At 58.5% G+C, this 23,324-nt stretch carries 27 protein-coding genes and 1 tRNA gene; 11 read left to right on the plus strand and 17 right to left on the minus strand.

All coding sequences use genetic code 11. The features are described 5' to 3' along the window. Positions 1-5: 5 nt before the first annotated feature. A complete protein-coding gene (locus ABFT80_RS03565; protein ID WP_347970466.1) occupies positions 6-200 on the minus strand; it encodes a DUF1192 domain-containing protein in 195 nt (64 codons plus the stop codon). Positions 201-351: 151 nt separating this feature from the next. On the opposite strand from ABFT80_RS03565, the gene ABFT80_RS03570 reads away from it, so the two are divergent. After that, complete coding sequence (locus tag ABFT80_RS03570) at positions 352-1,362, plus strand: NAD(P)H-quinone oxidoreductase (RefSeq protein ID WP_455189865.1); 1,011 nt, start codon at positions 352-354, stop codon at positions 1,360-1,362. Between the two features lie 158 nt (positions 1,363-1,520). Here the strand turns inward: ABFT80_RS03570 and ABFT80_RS03575 are convergent, their stop codons facing one another. Next, on the minus strand, positions 1,521-2,006 hold the full coding sequence (locus ABFT80_RS03575) for a VOC family protein (protein ID WP_347970833.1): 486 nt from the start codon (positions 2,004-2,006) through the stop codon (positions 1,521-1,523). A 10-nt stretch (positions 2,007-2,016) separates the two neighbouring features. Then, positions 2,017-2,445, minus strand: coding sequence for a VOC family protein (locus ABFT80_RS03580; RefSeq protein WP_347970467.1), 429 nt, complete (start codon positions 2,443-2,445; stop codon positions 2,017-2,019). 245 nt (positions 2,446-2,690) lie between these two features. On the opposite strand from ABFT80_RS03580, the gene ABFT80_RS03585 reads away from it, so the two are divergent. Continuing rightward, positions 2,691-3,392, plus strand: a complete 702-nt coding sequence (locus tag ABFT80_RS03585) for a DUF1013 domain-containing protein (protein WP_347970468.1) — start codon at positions 2,691-2,693, stop codon at positions 3,390-3,392. 337 nt (positions 3,393-3,729) lie between these two features. Continuing rightward, the gene (locus tag ABFT80_RS03590) at positions 3,730-4,377 is read left to right on the plus strand and encodes a hypothetical protein (RefSeq protein WP_347970469.1); all 648 of its coding nucleotides are present in this window, start codon (positions 3,730-3,732) and stop codon (positions 4,375-4,377) included. A 32-nt stretch (positions 4,378-4,409) separates the two neighbouring features. Here ABFT80_RS03590 and ABFT80_RS03595 read toward each other — a convergent pair whose 3' ends face one another. The 6 genes from ABFT80_RS03595 to ABFT80_RS03620 all read right to left on the minus strand — a co-directional run bounded on the left by ABFT80_RS03595 (position 4,410) and on the right by ABFT80_RS03620 (position 9,294). Then, positions 4,410-5,129, minus strand: coding sequence for a helix-turn-helix transcriptional regulator (locus ABFT80_RS03595; protein ID WP_347970470.1), 720 nt, complete (start codon positions 5,127-5,129; stop codon positions 4,410-4,412). 107 nt (positions 5,130-5,236) lie between these two features. Then, positions 5,237-5,839: a DJ-1/PfpI family protein gene (locus ABFT80_RS03600; RefSeq protein ID WP_347970471.1), complete on the minus strand. Its 603-nt coding sequence runs from the start codon at positions 5,837-5,839 to the stop codon at positions 5,237-5,239. Beyond that, positions 5,839-6,033 carry a hypothetical protein gene (locus tag ABFT80_RS03605; RefSeq protein ID WP_347970472.1) on the minus strand — a complete coding sequence of 65 codons (195 nt, stop codon included), beginning with the start codon at positions 6,031-6,033 and terminating at the stop codon, positions 5,839-5,841. The genes ABFT80_RS03600 and ABFT80_RS03605 overlap by 1 nt, the downstream gene beginning before the upstream one ends. Before the next feature lie 59 nt (positions 6,034-6,092). Then, complete coding sequence (locus ABFT80_RS03610; protein WP_347970473.1) at positions 6,093-6,881, minus strand: SDR family NAD(P)-dependent oxidoreductase; 789 nt, start codon at positions 6,879-6,881, stop codon at positions 6,093-6,095. Positions 6,882-6,908: 27 nt separating this feature from the next. Beyond that, positions 6,909-7,385 (minus strand): SRPBCC family protein, encoded by a 477-nt coding sequence (locus tag ABFT80_RS03615; RefSeq protein ID WP_347970474.1) that lies wholly within the window; start codon positions 7,383-7,385, stop codon positions 6,909-6,911. Between the two features lies 1 nt (position 7,386). Next, positions 7,387-9,294 (minus strand): propionyl-CoA synthetase, encoded by a 1,908-nt coding sequence (locus ABFT80_RS03620; RefSeq protein WP_347970475.1) that lies wholly within the window; start codon positions 9,292-9,294, stop codon positions 7,387-7,389. A 106-nt stretch (positions 9,295-9,400) separates the two neighbouring features. On the opposite strand from ABFT80_RS03620, the gene ABFT80_RS03625 reads away from it, so the two are divergent. Beyond that, complete coding sequence (locus tag ABFT80_RS03625; RefSeq protein ID WP_347970856.1) at positions 9,401-9,586, plus strand: hypothetical protein; 186 nt, start codon at positions 9,401-9,403, stop codon at positions 9,584-9,586. Here ABFT80_RS03625 and ABFT80_RS03630 read toward each other — a convergent pair. The 3 genes from ABFT80_RS03630 to tkt form a co-directional block, all read right to left on the minus strand. Further along, positions 9,576-10,772 carry a phosphoglycerate kinase gene (locus ABFT80_RS03630; protein WP_347970476.1) on the minus strand — a complete coding sequence of 399 codons (1,197 nt, stop codon included), beginning with the start codon at positions 10,770-10,772 and terminating at the stop codon, positions 9,576-9,578. The genes ABFT80_RS03625 and ABFT80_RS03630 overlap by 11 nt on opposite strands. Positions 10,773-10,853: 81 nt before the next feature. Further along, complete coding sequence (gene gap, locus ABFT80_RS03635) at positions 10,854-11,864, minus strand: type I glyceraldehyde-3-phosphate dehydrogenase (protein ID WP_347970477.1); 1,011 nt, start codon at positions 11,862-11,864, stop codon at positions 10,854-10,856. A gap of 40 nt (positions 11,865-11,904) precedes the next feature. Then, the gene (gene tkt / locus ABFT80_RS03640; protein ID WP_347970478.1) at positions 11,905-13,899 is read right to left on the minus strand and encodes a transketolase; all 1,995 of its coding nucleotides are present in this window, start codon (positions 13,897-13,899) and stop codon (positions 11,905-11,907) included. Between the two features lie 264 nt (positions 13,900-14,163). Between tkt and ABFT80_RS03645 the strand changes: the two genes are divergently transcribed. Together ABFT80_RS03645 and ABFT80_RS03650 are read left to right on the plus strand one after the other, a co-directional pair. Further along, entirely contained in the window at positions 14,164-14,436 is a 273-nt protein-coding gene (locus ABFT80_RS03645) for a DUF4164 domain-containing protein (RefSeq protein WP_347970479.1), read from the plus strand. 10 nt (positions 14,437-14,446) lie between these two features. After that, positions 14,447-14,812 (plus strand): cell division protein ZapA, encoded by a 366-nt coding sequence (locus tag ABFT80_RS03650; RefSeq protein ID WP_347970480.1) that lies wholly within the window; start codon positions 14,447-14,449, stop codon positions 14,810-14,812. 460 nt (positions 14,813-15,272) lie between these two features. Here ABFT80_RS03650 and rpoH read toward each other — a convergent pair whose 3' ends face one another. Continuing rightward, positions 15,273-16,184: an RNA polymerase sigma factor RpoH gene (gene rpoH / locus ABFT80_RS03655; protein ID WP_347970481.1), complete on the minus strand. Its 912-nt coding sequence runs from the start codon at positions 16,182-16,184 to the stop codon at positions 15,273-15,275. A 165-nt stretch (positions 16,185-16,349) separates the two neighbouring features. Then, the gene (locus ABFT80_RS03660) at positions 16,350-17,384 is read right to left on the minus strand and encodes an RluA family pseudouridine synthase (RefSeq protein ID WP_347970482.1); all 1,035 of its coding nucleotides are present in this window, start codon (positions 17,382-17,384) and stop codon (positions 16,350-16,352) included. A gap of 36 nt (positions 17,385-17,420) precedes the next feature. Between ABFT80_RS03660 and ABFT80_RS03665 the strand changes: the two genes are divergently transcribed. The 5 genes from ABFT80_RS03665 (at position 17,421) to ABFT80_RS03685 (ending at position 19,131) form a co-directional block, all read left to right on the plus strand. Continuing rightward, positions 17,421-17,807: a fimbrial protein gene (locus ABFT80_RS03665; protein ID WP_347970483.1), complete on the plus strand. Its 387-nt coding sequence runs from the start codon at positions 17,421-17,423 to the stop codon at positions 17,805-17,807. Further along, positions 17,807-18,202, plus strand: a complete 396-nt coding sequence (locus ABFT80_RS03670; protein WP_347970484.1) for a VOC family protein — start codon at positions 17,807-17,809, stop codon at positions 18,200-18,202. Before ABFT80_RS03665 ends, ABFT80_RS03670 begins: the two co-directional genes overlap by 1 nt. Positions 18,203-18,267: 65 nt before the next feature. Then, a tRNA-Glu gene (locus ABFT80_RS03675) sits at positions 18,268-18,342 on the plus strand. A 178-nt stretch (positions 18,343-18,520) separates the two neighbouring features. Next, positions 18,521-18,802 carry a type II toxin-antitoxin system RelE/ParE family toxin gene (locus ABFT80_RS03680; RefSeq protein ID WP_347970834.1) on the plus strand — a complete coding sequence of 94 codons (282 nt, stop codon included), beginning with the start codon at positions 18,521-18,523 and terminating at the stop codon, positions 18,800-18,802. 14 nt (positions 18,803-18,816) lie between these two features. Then, complete coding sequence (locus ABFT80_RS03685; protein WP_347970485.1) at positions 18,817-19,131, plus strand: HigA family addiction module antitoxin; 315 nt, start codon at positions 18,817-18,819, stop codon at positions 19,129-19,131. Between the two features lie 110 nt (positions 19,132-19,241). On the opposite strand, the gene ABFT80_RS03690 is transcribed toward ABFT80_RS03685, so the two are convergent. Genes ABFT80_RS03690 through ABFT80_RS03700 form a run of 3 tightly spaced genes read right to left on the minus strand, consistent with a single transcriptional unit; the run spans position 19,242 to position 23,324 of the window. Continuing rightward, positions 19,242-20,192, minus strand: coding sequence for a Csu type fimbrial protein (locus tag ABFT80_RS03690; protein WP_347970486.1), 951 nt, complete (start codon positions 20,190-20,192; stop codon positions 19,242-19,244). 8 nt (positions 20,193-20,200) lie between these two features. Further along, positions 20,201-22,636: a fimbria/pilus outer membrane usher protein gene (locus ABFT80_RS03695; protein WP_347970487.1), complete on the minus strand. Its 2,436-nt coding sequence runs from the start codon at positions 22,634-22,636 to the stop codon at positions 20,201-20,203. Beyond that, positions 22,608-23,324: a fimbrial biogenesis chaperone gene (locus ABFT80_RS03700; protein ID WP_347970488.1), complete on the minus strand. Its 717-nt coding sequence runs from the start codon at positions 23,322-23,324 to the stop codon at positions 22,608-22,610. The genes ABFT80_RS03695 and ABFT80_RS03700 overlap by 29 nt, the downstream gene beginning before the upstream one ends.

Raw genomic sequence — 23,324 nt, forward strand, 5'->3', positions numbered from 1 at the left:
CTCGGCTACTTCAGTCGAAACAGCGCGTCGGCGGCCTGTTTGGTCGCATCTTTTGATTCGCGTTCCGTTTCGAGCCTGCGGATCTCTGCCTGAAGCAGTTCGATCCGTTCGGTCAATTCGCTTACGGAAAGCAGCGAAAGATCCTGCCCGATTTCATGCGGGCGCACGATTTTTGCCGGGCCATCCTCGAAAATCGCCATTGTCCTCACTCCATCTGGTCGATCCGCTCAAGGCACTACATAGTGCGTCTTTCAATATGTAAATCCCGCCTGTTGATTTGGCGAAACGGGCGTCCTGGTGCAAAAAGCGTTCTCCGCTGATTTGCCCCGCCGGACAAAGGAACCGAAGATCATGACAAAAACGATAAAGCTTCCGCAGAAGATGACGGCGATCGCCATTTCGCAGCCGGGCGGTCCGCGCGTGCTGAAAGCGGAAAAGCGCGATCTTCCGGAAGTGGGGCCGGGCGAAATCCTCATTCGCGTGCGCGCAGCAGGTGTGAATCGCCCTGACGTGCAGCAGCGCAAGGGTGCCTATCCGCCGCCGCCCGGTGCGTCCGATCTGCCGGGTCTTGAAGTTTCCGGCGAAGTGGTCGCGCTCGGTGAGGGTGCCGAGCGCTGGCGGCTGGAAGATACGGTCTGCGCGCTGACACCCGGCGGCGGCTATGCGGAATATGTGAAGGTGCATGCGTCGAACGCGCTGCCGCTGCCGCAAGGTTTCACCTTTACCGAGGCGGCGGCGCTGCCGGAAACATTCTTCACCGTATGGCACAATGTGTTCCAGCGCGGCGGTTTGCAGGAAGGCGAAACGCTGCTTCTGCATGGCGGGTCTTCCGGCATCGGCACGACGGCGATCCAGCTTGCGACGGCACTCGGCTCGCATGTCATCGTGACGGCCGGTTCGCAGGAAAAATGCGATGCCTGCGTGAAGCTTGGTGCAAAGCACGCGATCAATTATCGCGACGAGGATTTTGTGGCCGTGGTCAAGGAGATCACCGACGGTCGCGGTTGCGAGGTCATTCTGGACATGGTCGGCGGCGATTATGTCGCGCGCAACTATTCGGCTGCGGCAATCGACGGCCGCATCGTGCAGATCGCCACGCAGGGCGGCGCTGTTGCCAGTGCCGACTATTCAAAGCTGATGGTGAAGCGCCTGACGCATACCGGCTCGACGCTTCGCCCGCGAACCGTCGAGTTCAAGGCGACGATTGCAGCGGCTCTCGAAGCCAATGCATGGCCGCTTCTCGCCACAAGGCGCATCGCGCCCGTCATGGATATGATCTTTCCGCTCACAGACGCCTGGCGCGCCCATGAGCGAATGGAAGAGGGCGAACATATCGGCAAAATCGTTCTCGACGTCTCCTGAGGCTGCCATATTCAGGTGAGGACGGTCTGCGAATGGCGGATTTCTGCGCTTCCGGTGCTCACGTACCAATGTACGCTGCGCGCCGGTTCTCGAACTCCGTCATTCTCGACACGTCCTGACCTGAATCTCGCAACCTCAAGGCGGTAGCAATGAGAAGTTCAGGCAGCTTTGCCGTCATAGGCGGCTTGAAGGGTTGCGATGTCCAGCTTTACCATCTTGAGCATCGCGTCCATCACGCGCTTGCCCTTTACCCTGTCCGGGTCGCCCATCAGCCGGGCAAGCATGGTCGGCACGATCTGCCAGGGCACATTGTATTTGTCCCGAACCCAGCCGCATTGCTCAGGTCGCCCGCCGCCGTCTATAAACGCATCCCAGAGGCGGTCAATCTCGGCCTGATCGGCACAATCGACGCTAAGCGACATTGCATAAGTATATTCGGAATGCGAACCGCCATTCAGGGCGAGGAATGTCTGGCCGGCGAGCGTGAAATCGATCACCAGCACCGTGCCCTCCTCACCGGCGGGGCTGCCGCTGAAATTTCTCTGGACATGATCGATGTGCGAATCGGGCAGCAGCGATACGTAGAAATTGACAGCTTCCTCTGCGTCGTCCTTGTACCACAGGCAGGGGGAAATCTTGGACAAGGCCATTCTATCAGCCCTCCGCCTTTTCGAACTCGGCGGACGCTGCTGCCATATCCATCCACATCACTTCCCAGATGTGACCGTCCGGGTCTTCGAAGCTGCGGCCATACATGAAGCCGTAATCCTGCGTCGGGGTCGGATCGAGCGCGCCGCCCGCAGCACCGGCCTTTCCGACCAGCTCATCGACGCCTTCGCGGGTGTCGGAAGAAATGCAGATCAGGACTTCGCTGGTGGTCTTGGCATCGGCGATCTTCTTCGTCGTGAACTGCGCGTATTTTTCATGGGTCAGAAGCATCGCATGAATGGTTTCCGAAAAGACGATGCAGGACGCAGTGTCGTCGGAAAACTGATCGTTCTTCGTGGCGCCCAGCGCCTGATAGAAGGCAGTGGAGCGGGGCAGGTCGGCAACCGGCAGGTTGATGAAGATCATTTTAGGCATGGGTTCGTTCCTCTCGTGTTGGTTCGACTTAAAGAACGTTCGAAGAATTGCCGATCCGACATCGCCTTGCAAAATTTTTTTCGGTGATGTGATCCGGGGATATGAAGCGCCGCGGTGCATTCCAGATCGAAGATTTGTTGCGGTTGGGCCAAAACGACGTTATATAGCTCGCGAATTCCCATTTTTCCGGTGGTACCAAACCACCGCCCGCGTTAGGGACGCGGGCGAACAGGAGGATTTTATTTATGGCCAATACGCTTCTGATGCCAAAGGCGACCGCCGTGTGGCTGGTGGACAGCACCGCTCTTTCCTTCGACCAGATCGCGCAGTTCTGCTCGCTGCATCCGCTCGAAGTTAAGGCGATTGCCGATGGCGAATCCGCACAGGGCATCAAGGGCATGGACCCGGTGATGACCGGCCAGCTTAGCCGCGAAGAAATCGCCAAGGGCGAGGCTGACAGCAACCATCGTCTCAAGCTGCTGGACCCCAAGGTCCGCATTCCGGAATCCAAGCGCAAAGGTCCGCGCTACACGCCGCTTTCCAAGCGTCAGGACCGCCCGAACGCCATTCTCTGGCTTGTTCGCAACCACCCTGAGCTGAAGGACGCGCAAATCTCGCGCCTCGTCGGCACTACCAAATCGACGATCGAGCAGATCCGTGAGCGCAAGCACTGGAACGCGGCCAATCTCGCGCCGATGGACCCGGTGACGCTCGGCCTTTGCTCGCAGATCGATCTCGACATCGAAGTGCAGCGCGCTTCCCACGGCAAGGCAGCTCCGGCACCAGCCGGCGATACGCTTCTGCCGGCCGCTCTCACCGAGCGGATCGTGCCGGAAAGCCAGACGCCGCGTCCGCGCGGTGAGGACGACGAACTCGACGCGGATGCGGTTTTCGCCAAGCTTTCGGCGCTGAAGTCGAAGCCGGAAGAAGAAGACGATCAGGAATAGATCGGCCCTGTTTCGGGGCGTCAGCCCTAACCCAATTGTGTAAACCAAGCATATTATAGCGCATTGTCCGCATGTGGCACGGGCAGCGCGGGTTGCTGAAATTATTTCCGTGAAGCATTTTATCTGCCTGACTATCGCAGGACGTCTGTTTGGCGATGTTGCAGATACCGGTCGCCGAACCGATTCAAAATTTGAGGTTTTTGCGACAGAGACGGCCTGTCGCCACGCCGTTGTCCAGGAAGGGAAGAGCTAGATAAGCGGTCGGATCGACGTTGAGAAGGAACTAAAAGGGGGATCGTCCGGCAAGGCCAAGCTATGGTTTGGATTTTTGGCCGGGATGCTGGCCAGCGCTGTGTTGCTGTTAATCGGAGCTCAACTCGCCTTTCTCGTTAAACTGCCGCAGCTATCGATGCTTCTCCGCGACCCGCACGCGATGTGGCTCGTATTCTCCACTTGGCCAGAGATGAGATTTGGGCTGTTCTGCTTTCTTGTCATTCCTACTTATCAAATCATCTCTGGTATGTCCCGAAAAGGACTCAAGCCATTGGGTGTGTTGCGCGCGATTCGCGGTATGAATCGACCGGTAATCGTTGCGGTAATTGGTATTTCGGTCTTCCTCCTGCCTTTGGTTCTAGCGATGCCGTTCGTCTTCCTGGAGTTGGTGGCGCTGCTTTTTTGCGCTGTCCTTGGTTGCCTCTTTTTCATCTGGGCATCCCAGGCCGGCATGCCTCTTCTGGCGCTCTGGATGATCGCTGCGCTAGCATTGGGGTTTTTCGGCAATCTGCTGATGTCGGATGCCGACCACCGCCCATTCACCTGCCGGTCCGGTGCGGTGCAACTACAGTCCGGCGAAAGTGTACCGTGCGGCAATCTGGTATGGCTATCGGGAAAGCCGCTATGGCTTATCGAAGGTCCGCAGCGACCCCGCCTGATTCTGCGAAGAGACATTGACGACGATCAGGTTGATCAAGCGTCAGTGTTATAGTCGCTCGCTTCGGCGGGCTTTTTATGCTGATTTTAGAGCGGCTGTTCCTTTGCAGGGCGCAAGGCCCGCTCCGCATCTGTTTCCATCGTGCGATAGAAATCCGCGAGTTGTTTTCCGCGCTCAGGGCGGAATGTGCGGCCCGGCTTGGTGATCGTTACGATGCGGTCTATGCGGAAGGCCCGGAAATCATTGCGGATTTCGCACCAGGCGGCGAGGGTCCAGACCTTGCCCCAGAACCACAGACCGAGCGGGCGGACATCGCGCAGGCTCGTGCGGCCGGCTTCGTCGCGATAATCGAGGGTCAGCACGTCGCGGGTTTCGACGCTGCGTTCCAGAAGGTCGATGCGCTCGCGGTCTGCGTCGGTCACGACCCACATGGGCGTGTGAATTTCGGTGCGTGAAATGCGATCGCGTTCCGCTTCGGGCAGAACAGCGCCGATCTTGACCAGCGCTTCTTCGGCAGCCCGCGCCATGGTCGCGCCGCCGAATGCGCGCACCATGCGTGCGCCTGCAACCAGAGCTACGATCTCGTCACGCGTGAACATGAGCGGCGGAAGGTCGAAACCTTCCCTCATAATGTAACCGACGCCTGCCTCCCCATCGATGGGAACACCGGTCGATTGAAGGTCGGCTATGTCGCGGTAGATCGTGCGTTCGGAAACCTCGAGCCATTGGCCGAGCTTGTGCGCCGTCACGAGACGCCCGCCGCGCATATGCTGCACGATCTGGAACAGCCTGTCGGCGCGCCTCATGTGAAAAGCCTTCCGGTCCAACTCCGCATAGCGCAGTCCTCGCTCCCTCATCGATCAGCTTTTTCATCGAGGGGTGCATATTACATTAGCCTCCTGACAGCCTGTTGTCAGGAGGCTTTGCCGGCGGGCGCGTATTCGCTCGCGAAGATGCGTTTCATCTCGCTGAGTTCGTCGCCCCGTTCGGGATAAAGCACTGACAGAAATGCGTGTGCGAATGTGCCCGGTGCGGAGCCCGGAGCGGAGACGATATTCCTGTCCGAAACGGCATTGGAAACATCGCGGTAAAGCTCAAAGCCTCTGTAATTCGGCTCTTTCCCGGCAATCCAGTCGCGTCCATTGCTGGTATGGGCAACGCCTTCGAATATGCCCGCCCGCGCCAGTGCCAGCGTTCCGGCGCAGATGCCGCCAATCACACCGCCTTTGCCTGCTATCGCCTGTAAAAGAGCGCTAACGTCCGGTGCCTTTTCCGTCGCCCATTGGTCCGAGCCGATCACAGCGACTGCATCCAGATCTGAGTTTTCTTGCACGCCGATACCGCGATGGGCCTGCAGAACAAAGCCAGCGGTCGAGCGGACGGAAGCGCCGTTTGGCGTCAGCGCGACGGCCTCGGCGCCGAACCATTCAACTGCCGAGGCTGCCAGAAGCCCGTATTCCCAATCCGCATAGCGGTTGATGAAAACGAACCCGATCTTTTTGGCGGAATCACTCATCAGGGTTTCTCTGTCAGGATGAGCCGATTGCCGCGGCGGGAAACCGTGTGAATGTCCGGCCAGCCGATGTCGCGGCGGATTTCTTCGGGCAGGGAGTTCAGGAATCGTTCGGTTCTTGCGTCATTGCGAAGCGTCTGAAGTTTCCCTGCGTAATGCCGCATCCTGCCGAAGAAGTTCGATCCAAATGTGGTCATGGCAATGTCTCCTCTGTTCAATGGAGACATCATCGCACAGGCGTACTGACAGCTATCCGTCAGGAGCCTTTTACAGGGACCGTATAGTTGAGCGGCAAGCGCCCGCCATCGGCGTAAATCGTCTGGCCGGTGACATAAGATGCGTCGTCGGAGGCCAGAAAGGATGCAATACCGGCAATTTCGGCCGGTTCACCGACGCGGCCAAGCGGGGTGCGGGAAAGCATGCGATGCCTTGCATCCTCATCTCCGTTAACGGCGGTCAGCATGTCGGTCATGATCGAGCCGGGGCCGATCGCGTTGACGCGTATGCCATACTCGGCAAGCGAAATCGCCATGACCCGCGTGAGCTGGGCGACGCCGCCCTTCGAGATCGAATATGGCACCTGATTGGGGATCGCCACGACAGCATTGATGGACGACATGTTGATGATGACGCCCGGCGCGCCGCCATTCTCGACCTTTTCGACCATGTAGCGGGCAACAGCCTGTCCGGCCAGAAATGAGCCTTTCAGATTGACGTTCATCACGCGGTCGAAATCTTCTTCGGCAAGGCTCAGGAAGCCTGCCTCGTGAACAATGCCTGCATTGTTGACCAGGATGTCGATGTCGCCGAATACGTCTATCGCTGAAGCGATGAGATTATGAACGTCCAGCTTCCTGCCGACATTGGTGCGGATGAAGTGAACCTTGCCAAGCTTTTCGAGGTCGCGTTCGGCCTTGTCGCCCTTTTCCTGATCGATGTCGGCAATGACCACGCGTGCGCCGTCCTGAAGGTAGCGCTGCGCAATGGCAAGACCGATGCCGCCCGCGCCGCCGGTCACGATTGCCGTCTTGCCTTCAAGTGCCATTGTCGTCTCCGGGTTGCGTTGGTCAGCTTATAGCGCAGACTTGCAGACGAATGCAGCGAGATTGTCGAGCGTCGATGAAAGCCCCTCGGCGTGGTCCTCGGCTCTTATGCCTGCAGGCACATTCTCGCAGATGAGGCTGACCTCGGTGCCGCCATCCACGGGCTTGACGCTCCAGGTCATTTTCATGTCGCCGGAAAACGCGGGGTCGTCGGATTCGAAGGTGACGATTTGCACGACACATTCATCCGGCACGAATTCGACGAAACGGCCTTCGATAATGTCTGTGTTTTCAGATGCCTTGCCATGTATCGAGGGGGCGGGGTCTTCATAGGTCAGCACCATGCGATAGCGCCCGCCCGCCTTCGCTTCGAAGGTTTCGATACGACCGCTCATGCCCTCGGGCGGCAGCCATTCAATGAGAGCCTTCGGATCGATGAATGCGCGGTAGATCGTAGCCGGTGCGGCGGTGATGATGCGCGATGCGGTGTCTGTTCTGCCTGTCATTTTACCCTGCATAGCCTCGCGCTTTGAGCGCCGTTTCGATTTCACCGAGGATGGCGGGATCGTCGATGGTAGCGGGCATTGCCCAATCCTCGCGGTCGGCGATTTTCTGCATCGTGCCACGCAGGATCTTGCCGGAGCGTGTTTTCGGCAGGCGTTTGATGGTGATCGCCAGACGGAAGGCGGCGACAGGACCGATGCGCTCGCGAACCAGCGCGACGATCTCCTTTTCAATCTCACCGGTGTCGCGCGACACGCCGGAATTCAGCACGACGAAACCGCAGGGAACCTGACCCTTCATGGCATCCGCGATGCCGATGACAGCGCATTCGGCGACGTCCGGGTGCTCGGCGATGACCTCTTCCATGCCGCCGGTGGAAAGGCGGTGGCCCGCGACATTGATGATGTCGTCCGTGCGGGCCATGATGAAGAGATAGCCTTCCTCATCGATATAACCTGCATCGGCCGTTTTGTAATAGCCGGGAAACTCGGCCAGATAGGCTTCGTGGAAGCGGTGGTCGGCATTCCACAGCGTCGGCAGGCAGCCGGGCGGCAGGGGCAGTTTGATGACGACATTGCCGAGTGTATCTCGCGGCAATTCGTGACCTGCATCGTCCAGGACGCGCACATCGTAGCCCGGCATCGGTACGCCGGGTGAACCATATTTTACCGGCAGTTGGCCAAGCCCGATCGGGTTCTGGCTGACGGGCGAACCGGTTTCCGTTTGCCACCAATGGTCGATGACAGGCACACCAAGCTGCTGCTCGGCCCATTTGATTGTTTCCGGGTCGGCGCGCTCGCCTGCCAGAAACAGGGTGCGGAATTTCGATAGATCGTATTTCGGGACGAATTCGCCTTTCGGGTCCTGCCCCTTGATGGCACGGAAGGCGGTCGGCGCGGTGAAGAGTGCGACGACGCCGTGGTCGGCGATGACCCGCCAGAATGTGCCTGCGTCGGGCGTGCCGACAGGTTTTCCTTCGAACAGGATCGTCGTGCAGCCATGCAGTAGGGGGGCGTAGACGATGTAGGAATGGCCGACGACCCAGCCAACATCGGAGGCCGCCCAGAACACCTCGCCGGGCTTTACGCCGAATTCGTTTTCCATCGACCATTTCAGCGCGACCATGTGGCCGCCATTGTCGCGGACGACGCCCTTGGGCTGGCCGGTGGTGCCGGATGTATAGAGCACATAGAGCGGATCGGTTGCCAAAACAGGCACGCAGGCTACGTCGCGGCCGGATGATTTTGCCTCGCTCACTGCCGTCGCATAGTTGATGTCGCGGCCTTCGACCAGATCGCAGGCGAGCTGTTCGCGCTGAAAAACGATGCAGGACGAAGGCTTGTGGCGGGCCAGCTCGATTGCGCCGTCGAGCAGAGGTTTGTAGGCGACGATTCGGCCCGGTTCGAGGCCGCAGGATGCCGAAATGATCAGCTTAGGCGTTGCCTCGTCGAGGCGGGTCGCCAGTTCCTTGGCGGCGAAACCGCCGAACACGACCGAATGGATCGCGCCGATGCGCGCGCAGGCCAGCATGGAAAAGACTGCTTCCGGCACCATCGGCATATAGATGATGACGCGGTCGCCTTTCCCGACGCCCTGATCCTGCAGCACGGCGGCCAGCGCCACGACTTCGGCCTTCAGCTCCGCGTAGGTGAATTTCCTGACTGTGCCGGTGATTGCGCTGTCATGGACCAGCGCCAATTGGTTTGCACGCTCACCATCTGCATGCCGGTCCACGGCGTTGAAGCAGGTGTTACAGGTGGCGCCGGTGAACCAGCGCCCGTAGACGCCTTGATCGGCATCGAAAATCTTGGTCCACGGAGAGTACCAGTCAACGCCTTGTGCTGCCTCAGCCCAGAAGGTTTCCGGATCGGATTTCCAGGCGGAATAAACGGCATTGTAGCGTGACGGCATAAGGTCTCCTCCCGATATGCAACATCATATAGGGCGGTTTTAGCCATGTCAGGCCGTCGCCGTCTATCTGACTAAGGGTGAAGAGCTTTGACAGGCGCGCGTGGCAATGCTCAAACGCATCATGTCAAAGGCATTGTCGCTCGTCATCATCGGAATGATGATCATTCAACTGATCAAGCCGCTCGGCCTGCCGGGTCTGCGGCAGCGCCGGGATTTCTGGAAGCTGGCGGTCGCGGCTCTGGCCGCGATCTCGCTGACGGTGCTTCTAAGCCATGCAGGCCTTACTTCTTGAGGACGTCGACGCCCGGAAGCGGCTTGCCTTCCATCCATTCGAGGAATGCGCCGCCGGCGGTCGAAACATAGGTGAAGTCGTCCGCCACGCCGGCATGATTGAGTGCCGCGACCGTATCACCACCACCGGCCACCGAAACCAGCGTGCCTTCGCGCGTGCGCGCCGCAGCGTGCTTTGCCGCCGAGACGGTCGCGTGGTCGAAGGGCTCGATCTCGAACGCGCCGAGCGGGCCGTTCCAGACCAGCGTTGAGGCGCGGTCGATCCAGGCATTTACGGCTTCGACCGTCTTAGGCCCGACATCGAGCACCATCGCATCCGATGGGATGTTTTCGATGGCAACGATCTCGTTGGCGGCACCCGCCTTGAATTCTTTTGCCGCAACGCCGTCCGAAGGCAGGATGATGGCGCAGCCGGATTGTGCGGCCTCAATCATGATCTGCTTGGCGGTTTCGGCCAGGTCATGCTCGCAAAGCGATTTGCCGACATCGGTGCCGCGCGCGGCCAGAAATGTGTTCGCCATGCCGCCGCCGATAACCAGCGCATCGACCTTTTTGACGAGGTTGAGCAAAAGGTCGATCTTGGTCGAAACCTTTGCGCCGCCGACGATCGCGACGACCGGCTTCTTCGGATTTCCAAGGCCCTTTTCAAGCGCGTCGAGTTCGGCCTGCATGGTTCGGCCGGCAAAAGCGGGCAGAATATGCGCCAGACCTTCGGTCGAAGCATGCGCGCGGTGAGCCGCGGAGAAGGCGTCGTTGACGAAAATATCGCCGTTTTTCGCGAGTTCTTCGGCGAATTCCTTGTCGTTTTTCTCTTCGCCCTTGTGAAAACGCGTGTTTTCAAGCAGCAAAACGCCGCCATTGCTAAGTGAATCGATGGCGGTTTTCGCCTTTTCGCCGATGCAATCATCCGCGAATTCGACTTTACGGCCAAGAATTTCGCCGGTCGCGGCGGCAATCGGCTTCAATGACTGGGTGGGATCGGGTGCGCCTTTCGGACGGCCGAAATGGGCGAGAAGAATGACCTTGGCGCCCTTGTCGGAGAGTTCCTTGATGGTGGGAGCAACGCGTTCGATGCGGGTGGCGTCGGTGACCTTGCCGTCGGCGACCGGCACGTTCAGATCGACGCGGACGAGAACGCGCTTTCCTTCAACCGATCCGATGTCATCGAGTGTCTTGAAACCAGCCATGATCTCTCTCCAGAATTATGTGCTTATGTCGTGAAAACGCCCGGACTGGCCGGGCGTTTCGAGTTCAGATTAGAGCGAGGATCAGCCAATGACCTTGCTGAAAGCAACGGCGGTGTCCGCCATGCGGTTCGAGAAACCCCATTCATTGTCGTACCACGAAAGCACCGACACGAAGTTGCCGTCCATGACCTTGGTCTGGTCGAGCGCCATCGTCGAGGAATGCGGATCGTGGTTGAAGTCGATCGAGACATTTGGATGGGCTGTCACGGCCAGAACGCCCTTCAGCTTGCCTTTCGAGGCAGCGATGACGGCGTTGTTGATCTCTTCGACTGTGGTCGAACGCTTGGCGATGAACTTGAAGTCCACCAGCGAGACATTCGGGGTCGGCACACGAACGGAGATGCCGTCGAGCTTGCCCTTGAGTTCAGGCAGGACGAGGCCGATGGCCTTGGCTGCACCGGTCGAGGTCGGGATCTGCGAAAGCGCTGCTGCGCGGCCGCGGTAGAGATCCTTGTGCATTGTGTCGAGGGTCGGCTGGTCACCGGTGTAGGAATGGATGGTGGTCATCATTCCCTTTTCGATGCCGACCGTCTCGTGCAGCACGGCTGCCAGCGGAGCCAGGCAGTTGGTGGTGCAAGATGCGTTCGAGATCACAAAGTGATCTTTGGTGAGCTGGTCGTGGTTGATGCCGTATACGACGGTCAAATCGGCACCGTCGGACGGAGCCGAGACGATGACGCGCTTTGCGCCTGCTTCGAGATGGGCGGCCGCCTTGTCGCGAGCGGTAAAGATGCCCGTGCATTCGAGCGCGATGTCGACGCCTTCAGCCTTCCACGGCAGCTCTGCCGGGTTGCGGACTGCGTGAACCTTCATCGGGCCACGGCCAACGTCGATCGTGTCGCCCTTGACGGTGACTTCGCCAGGGAAACGGCCATGGACGGAATCAAAGCGCACGAGATGCGCGTTGGTTTCGACAGGGCCGAGATCGTTGAGGGCAACGACCTCGATGTCCGTGCGGCCGGATTCGACGATGGCGCGCAACACGTTACGGCCGATACGGCCAAATCCGTTGATAGCAACTCTTACGGTCATGTATTTCTCCCGGAAAAATAGGGCTTCAAATCGGGGCGGATCAGGACTTCTTGTGCAGGCGGGCTTCGGCGGCCTCGGCAGCAGCTTCGGCGGTTATGCCGAAATGCTTGTAGAGGTCTGCGATCTCACCACTTGCGCCAAAACCCTTCATGCCGATGAACAGGCCGTCTGAGCCGATGAGATGGTCCCAACCCTGACGGATGCCTGCTTCGATGGCGAGCTTGACCGGCGCGTTGCCGATGACGGCTGCCTGATAGCTTTCGCTCTGGCGGTTGAACAGCTCGAAGGAAGGCACCGAGACGACGCGCGTCGGGTGGCCGTGGCCTTCGAGAAGCGTGCGGGCGTTGAGCGCGATCTCGACTTCCGAACCGGTCGCGAAGATCGTGACCTGTGCATCGCCATTCGCGGTCGCCAGTTCGTATGCGCCGTAGCTCGAGAGGTTTTCCTCGGTGAACTCGGTGCGCACGGTCGGCAGGTTCTGACGGGTCAGAGCCAGCGTCGACGGCGACTTTGTCGATTCAAGCGCAAGCTGCCAGCATTCGGCGGCTTCCACCGCGTCTGCCGGACGGAACACCAGATGGTTCGGGATGGCGCGCAAAGCGGCCAGATGCTCGACCGGCTGGTGGGTCGGGCCGTCTTCGCCCAGACCGATGGAATCATGGGTCATGACGAAGATGGAGCGGATGCCCATCAGGGATGCCAGACGCATTGCCGGGCGTGCGTAATCCGAGAAGCACAGGAAGGTGCCGGAGTATGGGATGACGCCGCCATGCAGCGCCATGCCGTTCAACGCGGCGGCCATGCCGAGTTCGCGGATGCCGTAATGAACGTAGCGGCCATCATAGTCGATCGGGGTGATCGGCTTGGTCTGGCTGGTCTTGGTGTTGTTCGAGCCGGAGAGATCGGCCGAACCGCCAATGGTTTCTGGAACGACGCCATTGATGACTTCAAGCGCCATTTCCGAGGATTTGCGGGTCGCGACCTTAGGCTTGTCTGCCGAAAGCTTCTTTTTGTATTCGACGATCGCTTCGTCGAAGCCGCCGGGCAATTCACCGCTGGCGCGGCGTTCGAATTCCGAACGGGTCTTTGCATCGGCAGCGGCCAGACGCTTTTCCCACTCAAGACGCTTCTTGGCCGAGCTCAGGCCAGCAAGACGCCATGCGTCGAGCACATCGGAGGGAACTTCGAATGCCGGGTATTCCCAGCCGAGCGCCTTGCGGGTCGCTTCGATTTCTTCCGCACCGAGCGGCGAGCCGTGGACCTTGTTGGTACCAGCCTTTTTCGGCGAACCGAAACCGATCGTCGTCTTGCAGGCGATCAGGGTCGGGCGGTCGGATTTCTGCGCAATCTCGATGGCTCCGGCAATCGCTTCCGGGTCATGGCCGTCGATTTCGGCAGTGCTCCAGCCGGATGCCTTGAAACGGGCAATCTGGTCGGTTGAGTCGGCCAGCGAAATCGCGCCGTCGATCGAGATGTTGTTGTCGTCCCAGAAGACGATGAGCTTGTTCAGCTTCAAATGGCCTGCCAGCGAAATCGCTTCCTGGCTGATGCCTTCCATGAGGCAGCCGTCGCCGACCAGAACATAGGTGTGGTGATCGACCAGATCGTCGCCGAAATGGGCATTGAGAATGCGTTCGGCAAGCGCCATGCCGACCGAATTGCCCAGACCCTGGCCAAGCGGGCCGGTCGTCGTTTCAATGCCTGCGGCGTGGCCATATTCAGGGTGGCCAGCGGTTTTCGAGCCGAGCTGGCGGAAATTCTTGATCTCATCGATGGTGATGTCTTCGTAGCCCGACAGATAGAGCGACGAGTAGAGCAGCATCGAGCCGTGGCCTGCGGAAAGCACGAAACGGTCGCGGTCCGGCCAATGCGGGTTCTTCGGGTCATGCTTCAAAAAGCGCGTGTAAAGAACGGTGGCAATGTCGGCTGCGCCCATCGGCAATCCGGGGTGACCCGAATTGGCCTTTTCGACGGCATCCATGGAAAGGAAACGAATGGCGTTGGCCATACGATCGTGTTTTTCGCGTGAGGGCATGTTTCCTCTCAAGGTCACGTAATATGGAGATCAAATTTCCGTTTCTGGAAAAGCACCGGACACATAGCAGGGACAGTAGGCGAGTCAACAAAAGGTTGGTTTTTGAATGTTGCAGACTCTGCAAACAGTCACTGTTTTAGAGATTGCAGGGGAAAGCCGAAGCGCTTTGTTGACGCAGCCTTAACCCGGCGCCTAATGTTCGACGGATAACGTGTTCTGAATGCGCGCGATTCGGTTGATGGGCGGGAGTTCGATACGGAAGCCATGACCGGGGAAATAACACTTAAAGAAGTCATCGGCCGTCTTGGGAAGGCGATCGACTCGCTGGAAAATGCGGTCGGCGCACGGATCGAGCACGAGCAGGATTACACCGAGGCCGAAGCCGAGGTACAGCGCATGAATGCCGACCGCGCGAAGCTCGCCCAGGAACTCGATAATTCGGAAGCTCGTGCGGAACGCCTCGAAGAGGCGAACAAGGAGGTTTCCCGCCGTCTCGTGACGGCAATGGAAACCATCCGAGCGGTGCTGGACAGGTAGAGTGGACGAGATGGCACAGGTTACAGTCACCATCGACGGCAAAGCCTATCGCATGGCCTGTGATGAGGGCCAGGAAGAGCATCTCATCGAACTCGCGCAGCGCTTCGACCGCTACGTCATGCATCTCAAGGATTCATTCGGAGAAATCGGCGATCAGCGCCTGACCGTCATGGCTGGCATCATGATCATGGATGAATTGGCCGAGATCGAAAAGCGCATCAAGGGCATGGAAAGCGAGATCGGCACGCTCCGCAAGACGCGCGACGACGCGCTTCTCAAGGCCGACAAGAACGATGCGGCGCTGACCGGCGCTCTGGGAACGCTGGCCCAGCGCATGGAAGACCTTGCGGGCAAACTTCTGGTGAAAAAAGCCTGAATCTTTATCTGTTTTGAGCGTAGCCGAAGCTTGCACCCAAAGCGAGGCCAACTGCGATTCCGGTCGCGGCGCTGTTAAGCAGATCACTTCAGTTTTTAAATGGAAACGCTTGTGGGGCAGCACCCCCCTCTGCCCTGCCGGGCATCTCCCCCTCAAGGGTGGAGATTGGCTGACGCCGGTACCGGCTTTCATTTTACAACGTCACCAATTGGTACCGAGCTTTCATGTTAGGGTAATCTCCCCACTTGAGGGGGAGATGCCCGGCAGGGCAGAGGGGGGTGCTGCCCCACAAGCGTTTCCATCAAAACAGGAACTGCTCTGATGTGACGCTGGGTATTTGGATGTGACTCTGGGTATTTGCCCAAAACGTCGCCGATCGCTTCATCTTCGAACATAAAAAACTCCTCCGGCACGGTGAGGAGCGCCGAAGGAGTGTTGGTAGGCATATACGTCGTACGGATCAGTAAGCGGGCACACCTTCGATGGTGCGGAGCGACTGCATCTGCTGCTTTGCGGCGGCCTTCACAGCATCCTGCACCTTTTCGAAAGCGCGAACCTCGATCTGACGTACGCGCTCGCGGCTGATGTCGAACTCGGTTGAAAGTTCTTCAAGCGTCAACGGATCTTCTGCGAGGCGACGGGCCTCGAAGATACGGCGTTCGCGATCATTGAGGACAGCCATTGCGCCCGAAAGCATGGAGCGTCTGTTTTCGAGCTCGTCCTGCTCGATCAGCATCTGCTCCTGGCTTTCGCTGTCATCTACCAGCCAATCCTGCCATTCGCCGGACTCGCCCTCTGTCGCACGGATCGGCGAATTGAGGGACGCATCGCCCGAAAGGCGGCGGTTCATCGAAACCACTTCAGCTTCGCTGACATTGAGGCGGGTTGCGATTTCCGCAATCTGATCCGGCTTCAGATCGCCATCGTCGAGCGCCTGAATCTTGCTCTTCACCTTGCGAAGGTTGAAGAACAGACGCTTCTGATTGGCGGTCGTGCCCATCTTCACAAGGCTCCACGAACGCAGGATGTATTCCTGGATCGAGGCCTTGATCCACCACATTGCATATGTGGCAAGGCGGAAACCACGCTCAGGTTCGAACTTCTTGACGGCCTGCATCAAGCCGACATTTCCTTCGGAAATGACTTCGCCGATCGGCAGGCCATAGCCGCGATAGCCCATCGCGATCTTGGCGACGAGACGCAGATGGCTTGTTACCAGCTTGTGCGCAGAACCGGTGTCGTCATGCTCCTGATAGCGCTTGGCGAGCATGTACTCTTCCTGCGGCTGGAGCATTGGAAAGCGACGGATTTCTTCGAGGTAGCGGCTGAGGCCGCCTTCGCCGGAGACGATACTTGGTAGTGACTGGGCCATGAAAGCGCCCTCCCTCTTTCTAGAGAATTGCCCCCTTTATCAAGGCAGGCATGTGGTGTGCCGCATCACGCTAACCGCACCATGCATATATATAGTGATAAATATGGGAAAAACATGGTCTGTTCCGCGCGAAACAGACTGTCACGTCAAAGTGAACAATGGCGGTCAGGTATTCACTGTTTCGAAACCTGCCACGAGAGCTGCCATGTCGGCAGGAAGCGGGGCTTCAAAGCTCATATGAATGTGGGTTGTGGGGTGCTCGAATGCAAGAAGTCGCGCATGCAGCGCCTGTCTCGGGAATGCTTCAACAAGTGTCTTCACATTTTCGGGAAGACGGTTCGCCTTGGTGCGGAACGCCTGGCCATATTCGCGGTCGCCGATCAGCGGGTGGCCAAGATGAGCCATGTGAACGCGGATCTGGTGGGTGCGGCCGGTTTCGAGACGGCATTCGACAAGCGTCGCCGTTGCAATGTCCGTGCGGCCTTCGCCATAGCGGTCAAGCACAGTGAAATGCGTGATCGCATGGCGGGCATCGTCGCGCTTCTCGTTGACGACGGCGCGGCGCACCCGGTCTGTGGCGCGGCCAAGCGCTGCATCGATCGTTCCGGTCATGCGCGAGGGAATGCCCCAGACGAGCGCCACATAGGCGCGTTCCAGATCGCCGGTCCGGCCATGATCGGCAAAGGCTTCGGAAAGCACGCGATGCGCAAGGTCGGTCTTGGCCACGACCATGACGCCGCTGGTTTCCTTGTCCAGGCGGTGCACGATGCCGGGACGCTTCACGCCGCCAATGCCGGATAGGCTGTCGCCGCAATGATGGATCAGCGCGTTGACGAGCGTTCCGGTCCAGTTTCCGGCACCCGGATGAACGACAAGACCGGATGGTTTGTCGAGGACGATCAACTGGTCGTCTTCATAGAGTATGTTGAGCGGAATGTTTTCGCCCTGCGGCTCGGCAGGCTCCGCTTCAGGCAACTCGATGGAAACGCGCTCACCGGCGGTGATGCGACGCTTGGTTTCGGCGGCGGGCTGATCGCCCACGAGAACCGCGCCCTGCTTGATGAGCTGCTGGATGCGGTTGCGCGAAAAATCGGGTGCAAGCTTTGCGGCAAGCCACTGGTCAAGCCTCAAACCATCGGCGTCCGGTGTCACTTCCAGCACTATCAATCCTGAATTCTGTTCGGTATCAGGATCATTCATTTTCTACACCTTGCCGTTCGAACCGGATTTGAGACCATGACATCGCCTAACCTCGACGACGAAAACGAAGAAAAGCCGCTCGACCCGGCCGTAGAGCGCGTGCGCCGAAAGCTGGTGCGATTTATCGTCATCAATCTTGGTCTGCTGTTCGTCGCCCTTATGGCGGTCGTTGGCGCGCTTGTCTACAAAACACGCGCTCCGTCTTCGGCACCAGCGGTCGAACGCAGCGAAATCCCAGCGCCGGATGGCCAGAACATCGTCGAAGGCGAAATTTCATTGCCTGCCGGATCACGGATCGTGTCGCAATCGCTTTCTGGAAAGCGGATCACGCTTGACGTGGAATTGCAGGATGGCAGCCGGACGATCTTTCTCTACGATTTTTCAGAGCGTCGCGTCATCGGGCAGGTTCGGGTCACCCGATAGTGAGCGCACAACGCATCGCGACGGTTTGCCTGGTCGTGCGCGACTATGATGAAGCGCGCGACTGGTATGTCGAAAAGCTCGGTTTCGTGCTGCATGCAGATGTCGATCTCGGCGAGGGCAAACGCTGGGTGGTGGTTGGACCTTCCGGTGATCACGGCGCTCGCCTGCTTCTGGCCGAAGCAAAAAATGACGCCGAGCTTTCGCGCGTCGGGAACCAGACCGGCGGACGGGTTTTCCTTTTTCTCGAAACCGACGATTTCGAGCGCGACCACCAGGCGATGGTGAATCGTGGCGTGACGTTCAAGGAAGAACCGCGCCGCGAGGCATATGGCACCGTTGCGGTGTTTGCCGATCTCTATGGCAATCTCTGGGATCTGATCGAACCGAAAGGTTGAACGTCCGGCCCGCGAAACACGGTTGCCTTTTAAGGAATGCTCGCCTATATCGCCTCTTGTCTTCCGCGCCCATCGTCTAGCGGTCAGGACACCGCCCTCTCACGGCGGGAACAGGGGTTCGATTCCCCTTGGGCGTACCAACAAAATCAAAAACTTAGCTATTAGCGACCAACGATGGTGTCCCAATTGAGCCGTTGATATGCCGGATCACTCGTGCACATTGATGCGCGGTTCGATTTTGAAATGTATCGCGGGATGATACATTTCCCTTGCAAAAAGGTCATGTATCATGCGATGATACATTCTGGCGAGGGGAGAATGATTGTAAGTTATGCTGACAAGCGAACTGAAGCGGTCGCGGGCGGAAAAGCGCCTAAGGGGTTTCCTTCCGATATTTTAAGGACAGCACAGCGAAAGCTTACGATACTCGAAAACGCAACCTGCCTGGATGATTTACGTTCTCCACCGGGGAACCGATTGGAGGCCCTTCATAATGACAGGAAAGGGCAACATTCCATCAGAATAAACGACCAGTGGCGCATCTGTTTCGTTTGGACTGAAGCGGGACCAGAAAGCGTTGAAGTGGTAGATTATCATTGAAGGATGGAACGGCTATGAAAAATTCGATTCTTCCGCCAATTCATCCTGGTGAAATTCTTCGCGAAGAATATCTCATTCCATTAGGTATGAGCGCTGGTGCGCTTGCCAGGGCAATAGAGGTTCCCCGTACTCGCATTGAACGTATAGCTAGCGAACAGACGTCCGTAACCACAGATACTGCGTTGCGTCTGGCCAAGTTTTTCGGGACCTCCCCTGAGTTCTGGATGAATTTGCAGAACAGCTACGACATCAAGGTCCACTCCAAGAGTATGGGGGACGCATTGATCTCAATCGAGCCTTATGACATGCACGAAAAGCGTTATGCTTGATCTGCATTAAATGCGGCGTATCTTGATCGCCAATACGTGGCTGCATCTGGACTTTTGTTCGTTTGCCATGCGCCGGTTGAAAGCTTGGGCATGCCAAATCTCGGCAAGCTTCAGTAAGTAACGGTGACGATGACCGTGTCATTGTAGACGCCCGGCGACGGGGTCTGTTGAGCTGGCACCCTGCCGTAAATGGGGATGTTTTGTGCCGATCCGGCTCCTGTTCCGGATGCGAGTGTGCCGCCGGAGTTTCCCCAGGGCTGCGATCGGTTGGCATCCTTGTAGAGACCGTAGATGACGGCCTCGCTCCCGAGGGTCATGCGGCGCTGTGTCGGTGCTGTTCCCGTCTGACCATTGTTGAGGCCGATGGAGTAACTCGTTCCGGCCGTGCATGAGAGACTCAGGCCGCCAGGAGCATCGACCGCAGTATCCAGGACGCCATGCGGTCCGAAGTTTATGTTCTGCGCCGTGACCTTGCAGTTGGCTTTCACATTCGCCTGCGTAATGAAAGTAGCCCGCGTCGTATTCTGCGTGACGGCGGAACACGGCGGCGGCGTGGCCAGAAGCCCGTAGTTGACATAGTTGAAGGAGACTCCAGTGCCGGCAAAACTCGATGTATGCAAACCGGGGCTGGCGGAAAGCTGGTTTGCGGGCACGCGGGCATAGATGGTTCGGTTTATCGTTGCCGGCAGCAACAATTGCAGGAAATCGAAAAAGACAGGCGTGCCGAGCGCAGTTTGCTCACGAGAGCCCCACAGTATGGAACGAGCTGCGTTCTGGTAGAAATTGTATTCCAGCACGTTGTTGGACGCGCCCAGCATTCTGCGCGTCGATCCGCTGGCGCCGCCTGAGCCCGCATTTATATTCAGACAAACGCGAAGATTGGTGAGAAGCCCGTTGCTGCATGTGGTGGAAACCACGCCCGTCGTATCGACATTCGTGCCGGAAAGTGTGTCCACATCTCCGAAATTGACCGTCGAAACGGTGAATGTGCAGGTCTGTGCGCTTGCCGAAAGGGTCGCAAAAAGGATCGGGATCGTGGCGAGCGCTATTTTTCGGATCATATCATGCCTCAATTCACGGTTCTGCAAACGGTGTCGGGAAGCTGCACCTGTTCGCCTTCCCTGGCTTCGAAGCTGAATTCTGCAGTGCAGGGGGCTTTGCCGGGCTGCTCGATCACGACACGGTTTCGAGTTTCGAGGCCGGGGATGTAGGCCTGCCCGTCATAGCCGACGATGAAGCTTTCCGACGCTCCGGCGATTTTGCCCGTCGAGCCTTCGCTCAGATATTCGCCTGCCTCGTCACGGAAGGAGATGAGTGCGGCCTGCGAATGGGTTTCGACCTGAAACTTGACTACGGCACCGCTGCGGTCTGCAGGGACTGCGGTTTCGTGCGTGCCGGAGATCGTCGCGTCGAGCGGCAGATTGTCGGGCGAGATCGTTATTCGGTTGGGCTCGTATGAGCGCAGATTGGGGATCAGCAATTTGCCGGATCGGTTTGTTCGTCCGGCTGGCCGGTTCTCGTATTGGACCTCGACATCGGGCGCGCCCGTATCAACGACAGCGAAAGCCTCGTCGATGCGATTGGAGAAAAAGACGCCTTCGCCAGCAATCGCCACGGCACCGTCGACCTGGCCGCTGACGCGGAAGTCTTTTTCGAATTGCTGAACACCGGCTTCGAGTTTTGCAATCGGCGTGCGGTAACTGCCGGAAGCGGCACGGTTGACATAGGCGCCCTCCGTATCGCGGATACGCCAGCCATAGTCGCCGATTTCACCGCCCATCGACCGTGCAATATCTGCCGTTACCGCCGTGCTATCTTTGTTGTGGGACACGTTTGTTGCGGCGTTGATGTGTTCACCGAAGGAAATGGAAAGGCCCGCAAAGGCACCGAACGAGTCCCTGTCCTCCAAATCCTTGAATGCGGTCGCATAGACGGATGCACGCTTTCCGATCTGGCGATTGAGCGACAGGCTCAGGGTCTGCGCACGTTCCTCGTCAGCCGTTTCGAGCCTCGTATAAGTAAAGGTCAATGTGGCAGGATCGATGTAAAGCGGCGTGGAAACCGAAATCTGGTCGAGCGCTTTTGGCGGGGCGGAGCTGAACCAGCGAAGTTCGGGCGCAATGTCGTCGCGCGTATATGCCGTGACGCCTGCAATATCATTGTACTGGCCGAAGGTTCGCTGTGTTCTCGCGAAAAAATTGACGTCGCCCAGCGACATTTCGAGGCTGCCGCCGACCTGAAACCCGGTCTCGCTTTCATATGTGCTGGCAGCGGCAGAGACAGTGCCAAGCCCGTATGGGCCGACGCCGAAAACCATGCCCGCGCCGCCATTCAGCAGCCCGCCGCCGCCTTCGGCGTGCGCTTCCAATGTTGTCCAGTCGCTTACGCCGACGCGTGCCGTGGCCGATCCGAATATGCGCTTGTCATAATCGTTGGACTCGGTGCCAAAGAACCGGCGGGCGAATCCGGCCTCGGCGGAAAAATCCCACAGTCCCGGCGCAAGCAGATCGGACGATGCGAAGAACGGGCTTTCCGAAACTGTCTCGCGGCCCAGCGCATCGCGCACGACGATGCGCGCAACACCGCTGCCGGTGACGACCGGCAGGTTGGTGATCTGGAAGGGGCCGGTCGGTACTTCGCGCGACAGCCTGCGTGCATCGTTTACATAGACATCGACCGTGGAGGGTACGGCGGCCGATCCCGAAATCTCGGGTAGGGGCATGGTCACGAGATCTGGGCGAAGACCGAAGTTTCTTTGGATCTGCAGGCCGCCGAGACGCACGGGCCGTGTCCAGGGCAGGCCGCCCGATATGACGTCGCCGGCGCGGTAGGTCAGCATCGTCGCCGGGTGAGAGTAGGACCAGGTCGTGTCGAGCCGGGTGGATTTGTAATATTCATTGGGTGAGCTGTTCACCACGAAGCTGCTGGAAACGACGCCGAGCGCGCTGAATGCACGCGTTTCAAAAAGGCCCGAAACCCCCTCGAAGGACCACATGTCATCCAGCCTGTCGCCATTCGTGCTAGCATAGATCGTGTAATTCACGAGCGCGCCGAGCGAATTCTGCACGGCGCTTTCGTCCTTTTCCTCCGACGCCTCATGTGCATCGATCACACGGGTCGAGAGGCTGTCGAAGTCGGCACTGAAGCGGATGCTCTGGCTTGTCTCGTCATATTCATAGGCAATGCCGGGGAGCTTCGTGACGTCTACTAGACCATCCGCGTCGATCGCCTCTTGCGGGGCTTCGATGCCGACATTGCGAAGCTGCTGCGGCTCTATGAAGAAGGAGCCATTCGCATCCTGCCGGAACTCGGCGATCAGTTCCGTGCTTTCGCCGTTCAGGAATACTTCCAGAAACAGCGCACGTTCTCCCGATGAAGGAGTATCTTCTGGAGGCGGCGAGGTGGCATCCGGAAACTGGGCAAGTGTTTTGTTAACCGACGAAAAGACGAAACCGGATGACAGTAGAATTAGAATGCTAGCCGCCGACAAGACGCGCATTTGCATCGAACCGTCCCGTTTCGCTATCAGCGCTTATCGTTACGTTACGACCTGAAACCCGCCCCGATCCCGGCACGAACCAGCTTGCGCTGGAATTGCCAAGCACATACCCCACCAGACCGTCCCGTTTTGCGACCGCACGACCGCCGCTGTTTATGGAAAGGTTGGAAACTTTCAGCCTCATCGATCCTGTGTTGCGCACGCTTACCAGCACGCCGCCGCGCTGGGCCTGAACGGTCCAGGAAGGTTCCGCCCCCGCCGCTTCGGGATTTGCGAAGAACAGAGGGATCGAATGTCTTACCACCAGAGTAACGGTGCCTGATTTCTTGCGAGAGGCCCCCGGCAATTCATCGACCACCAGCCTGTAGCTTTCCTCGCCCGTTACCGGACGTTTCGATGTCCGCACCACACGAACGATATTTTCACCGCCCGGACGGAGTGTCGTTATCGGCGGGCTGACGACGACGTCTTTTGTGGGAACATAAGTCTCCTGACCGTCTTTCTGAGCCCAGCGGAAAACGCGGACCTGAACGTTAACCGGCGTTTTGGCATCGTTCCAGACGCGCAGTGTCGAGCTTGCTGTAGGCGTGCGAAGGTCGAGCACCACGGGTGCCACGCGAAGCGAGGTCGCGTGGGTAATCGTTGCGAATAGAAACGAGGCAAGAATAGTGAAGGAAAAAACGAGCGAGCGCAT

Source organism: Foliimonas ilicis (assembly GCF_039939195.1).
In the GTDB taxonomy this organism is placed as follows: Bacteria; Pseudomonadota; Alphaproteobacteria; order Rhizobiales; family Rhizobiaceae; genus Foliimonas; species Foliimonas ilicis.

Excerpts from the sequence above, each read along its gene's own strand:
- ABFT80_RS03565 (WP_347970466.1), bottom strand. The coding sequence starts at position 200 with ATGGCGATTTTCGAGGATGGCCCGGCAAAAATCGTGCGCCCGCATGAA.
- ABFT80_RS03570 (WP_455189865.1), top strand. The coding sequence starts at position 352 with ATGACAAAAACGATAAAGCTTCCGCAGAAGATGACGGCGATCGCCATT.
- ABFT80_RS03580 (WP_347970467.1), bottom strand. The coding sequence starts at position 2,445 with ATGCCTAAAATGATCTTCATCAACCTGCCGGTTGCCGACCTGCCCCGC.
- ABFT80_RS03585 (WP_347970468.1), top strand. The coding sequence starts at position 2,691 with ATGGCCAATACGCTTCTGATGCCAAAGGCGACCGCCGTGTGGCTGGTG.
- ABFT80_RS03590 (WP_347970469.1), top strand. The coding sequence starts at position 3,730 with ATGCTGGCCAGCGCTGTGTTGCTGTTAATCGGAGCTCAACTCGCCTTT.
- ABFT80_RS03595 (WP_347970470.1), bottom strand. The coding sequence starts at position 5,129 with ATGAGGCGCGCCGACAGGCTGTTCCAGATCGTGCAGCATATGCGCGGC.
- ABFT80_RS03600 (WP_347970471.1), bottom strand. The coding sequence starts at position 5,839 with ATGAGTGATTCCGCCAAAAAGATCGGGTTCGTTTTCATCAACCGCTAT.
- ABFT80_RS03605 (WP_347970472.1), bottom strand. The coding sequence starts at position 6,033 with ATGACCACATTTGGATCGAACTTCTTCGGCAGGATGCGGCATTACGCA.
- ABFT80_RS03610 (WP_347970473.1), bottom strand. The coding sequence starts at position 6,881 with ATGGCACTTGAAGGCAAGACGGCAATCGTGACCGGCGGCGCGGGCGGC.
- ABFT80_RS03615 (WP_347970474.1), bottom strand. The coding sequence starts at position 7,385 with ATGACAGGCAGAACAGACACCGCATCGCGCATCATCACCGCCGCACCG.
- ABFT80_RS03620 (WP_347970475.1), bottom strand. The coding sequence starts at position 9,294 with ATGCCGTCACGCTACAATGCCGTTTATTCCGCCTGGAAATCCGATCCG.
- ABFT80_RS03625 (WP_347970856.1), top strand. The coding sequence starts at position 9,401 with ATGCTCAAACGCATCATGTCAAAGGCATTGTCGCTCGTCATCATCGGA.
- ABFT80_RS03630 (WP_347970476.1), bottom strand. The coding sequence starts at position 10,772 with ATGGCTGGTTTCAAGACACTCGATGACATCGGATCGGTTGAAGGAAAG.
- gap (WP_347970477.1), bottom strand. The coding sequence starts at position 11,864 with ATGACCGTAAGAGTTGCTATCAACGGATTTGGCCGTATCGGCCGTAAC.
- tkt (WP_347970478.1), bottom strand. The coding sequence starts at position 13,899 with ATGCCCTCACGCGAAAAACACGATCGTATGGCCAACGCCATTCGTTTC.
- ABFT80_RS03645 (WP_347970479.1), top strand. The coding sequence starts at position 14,164 with ATGACCGGGGAAATAACACTTAAAGAAGTCATCGGCCGTCTTGGGAAG.
- ABFT80_RS03650 (WP_347970480.1), top strand. The coding sequence starts at position 14,447 with ATGGCACAGGTTACAGTCACCATCGACGGCAAAGCCTATCGCATGGCC.
- rpoH (WP_347970481.1), bottom strand. The coding sequence starts at position 16,184 with ATGGCCCAGTCACTACCAAGTATCGTCTCCGGCGAAGGCGGCCTCAGC.
- ABFT80_RS03660 (WP_347970482.1), bottom strand. The coding sequence starts at position 17,384 with ATGAATGATCCTGATACCGAACAGAATTCAGGATTGATAGTGCTGGAA.
- ABFT80_RS03665 (WP_347970483.1), top strand. The coding sequence starts at position 17,421 with ATGACATCGCCTAACCTCGACGACGAAAACGAAGAAAAGCCGCTCGAC.
- ABFT80_RS03680 (WP_347970834.1), top strand. The coding sequence starts at position 18,521 with ATGATTGTAAGTTATGCTGACAAGCGAACTGAAGCGGTCGCGGGCGGA.
- ABFT80_RS03685 (WP_347970485.1), top strand. The coding sequence starts at position 18,817 with ATGAAAAATTCGATTCTTCCGCCAATTCATCCTGGTGAAATTCTTCGC.
- ABFT80_RS03690 (WP_347970486.1), bottom strand. The coding sequence starts at position 20,192 with ATGATCCGAAAAATAGCGCTCGCCACGATCCCGATCCTTTTTGCGACC.
- ABFT80_RS03695 (WP_347970487.1), bottom strand. The coding sequence starts at position 22,636 with ATGCAAATGCGCGTCTTGTCGGCGGCTAGCATTCTAATTCTACTGTCA.
- ABFT80_RS03700 (WP_347970488.1), bottom strand. The coding sequence starts at position 23,324 with ATGCGCTCGCTCGTTTTTTCCTTCACTATTCTTGCCTCGTTTCTATTC.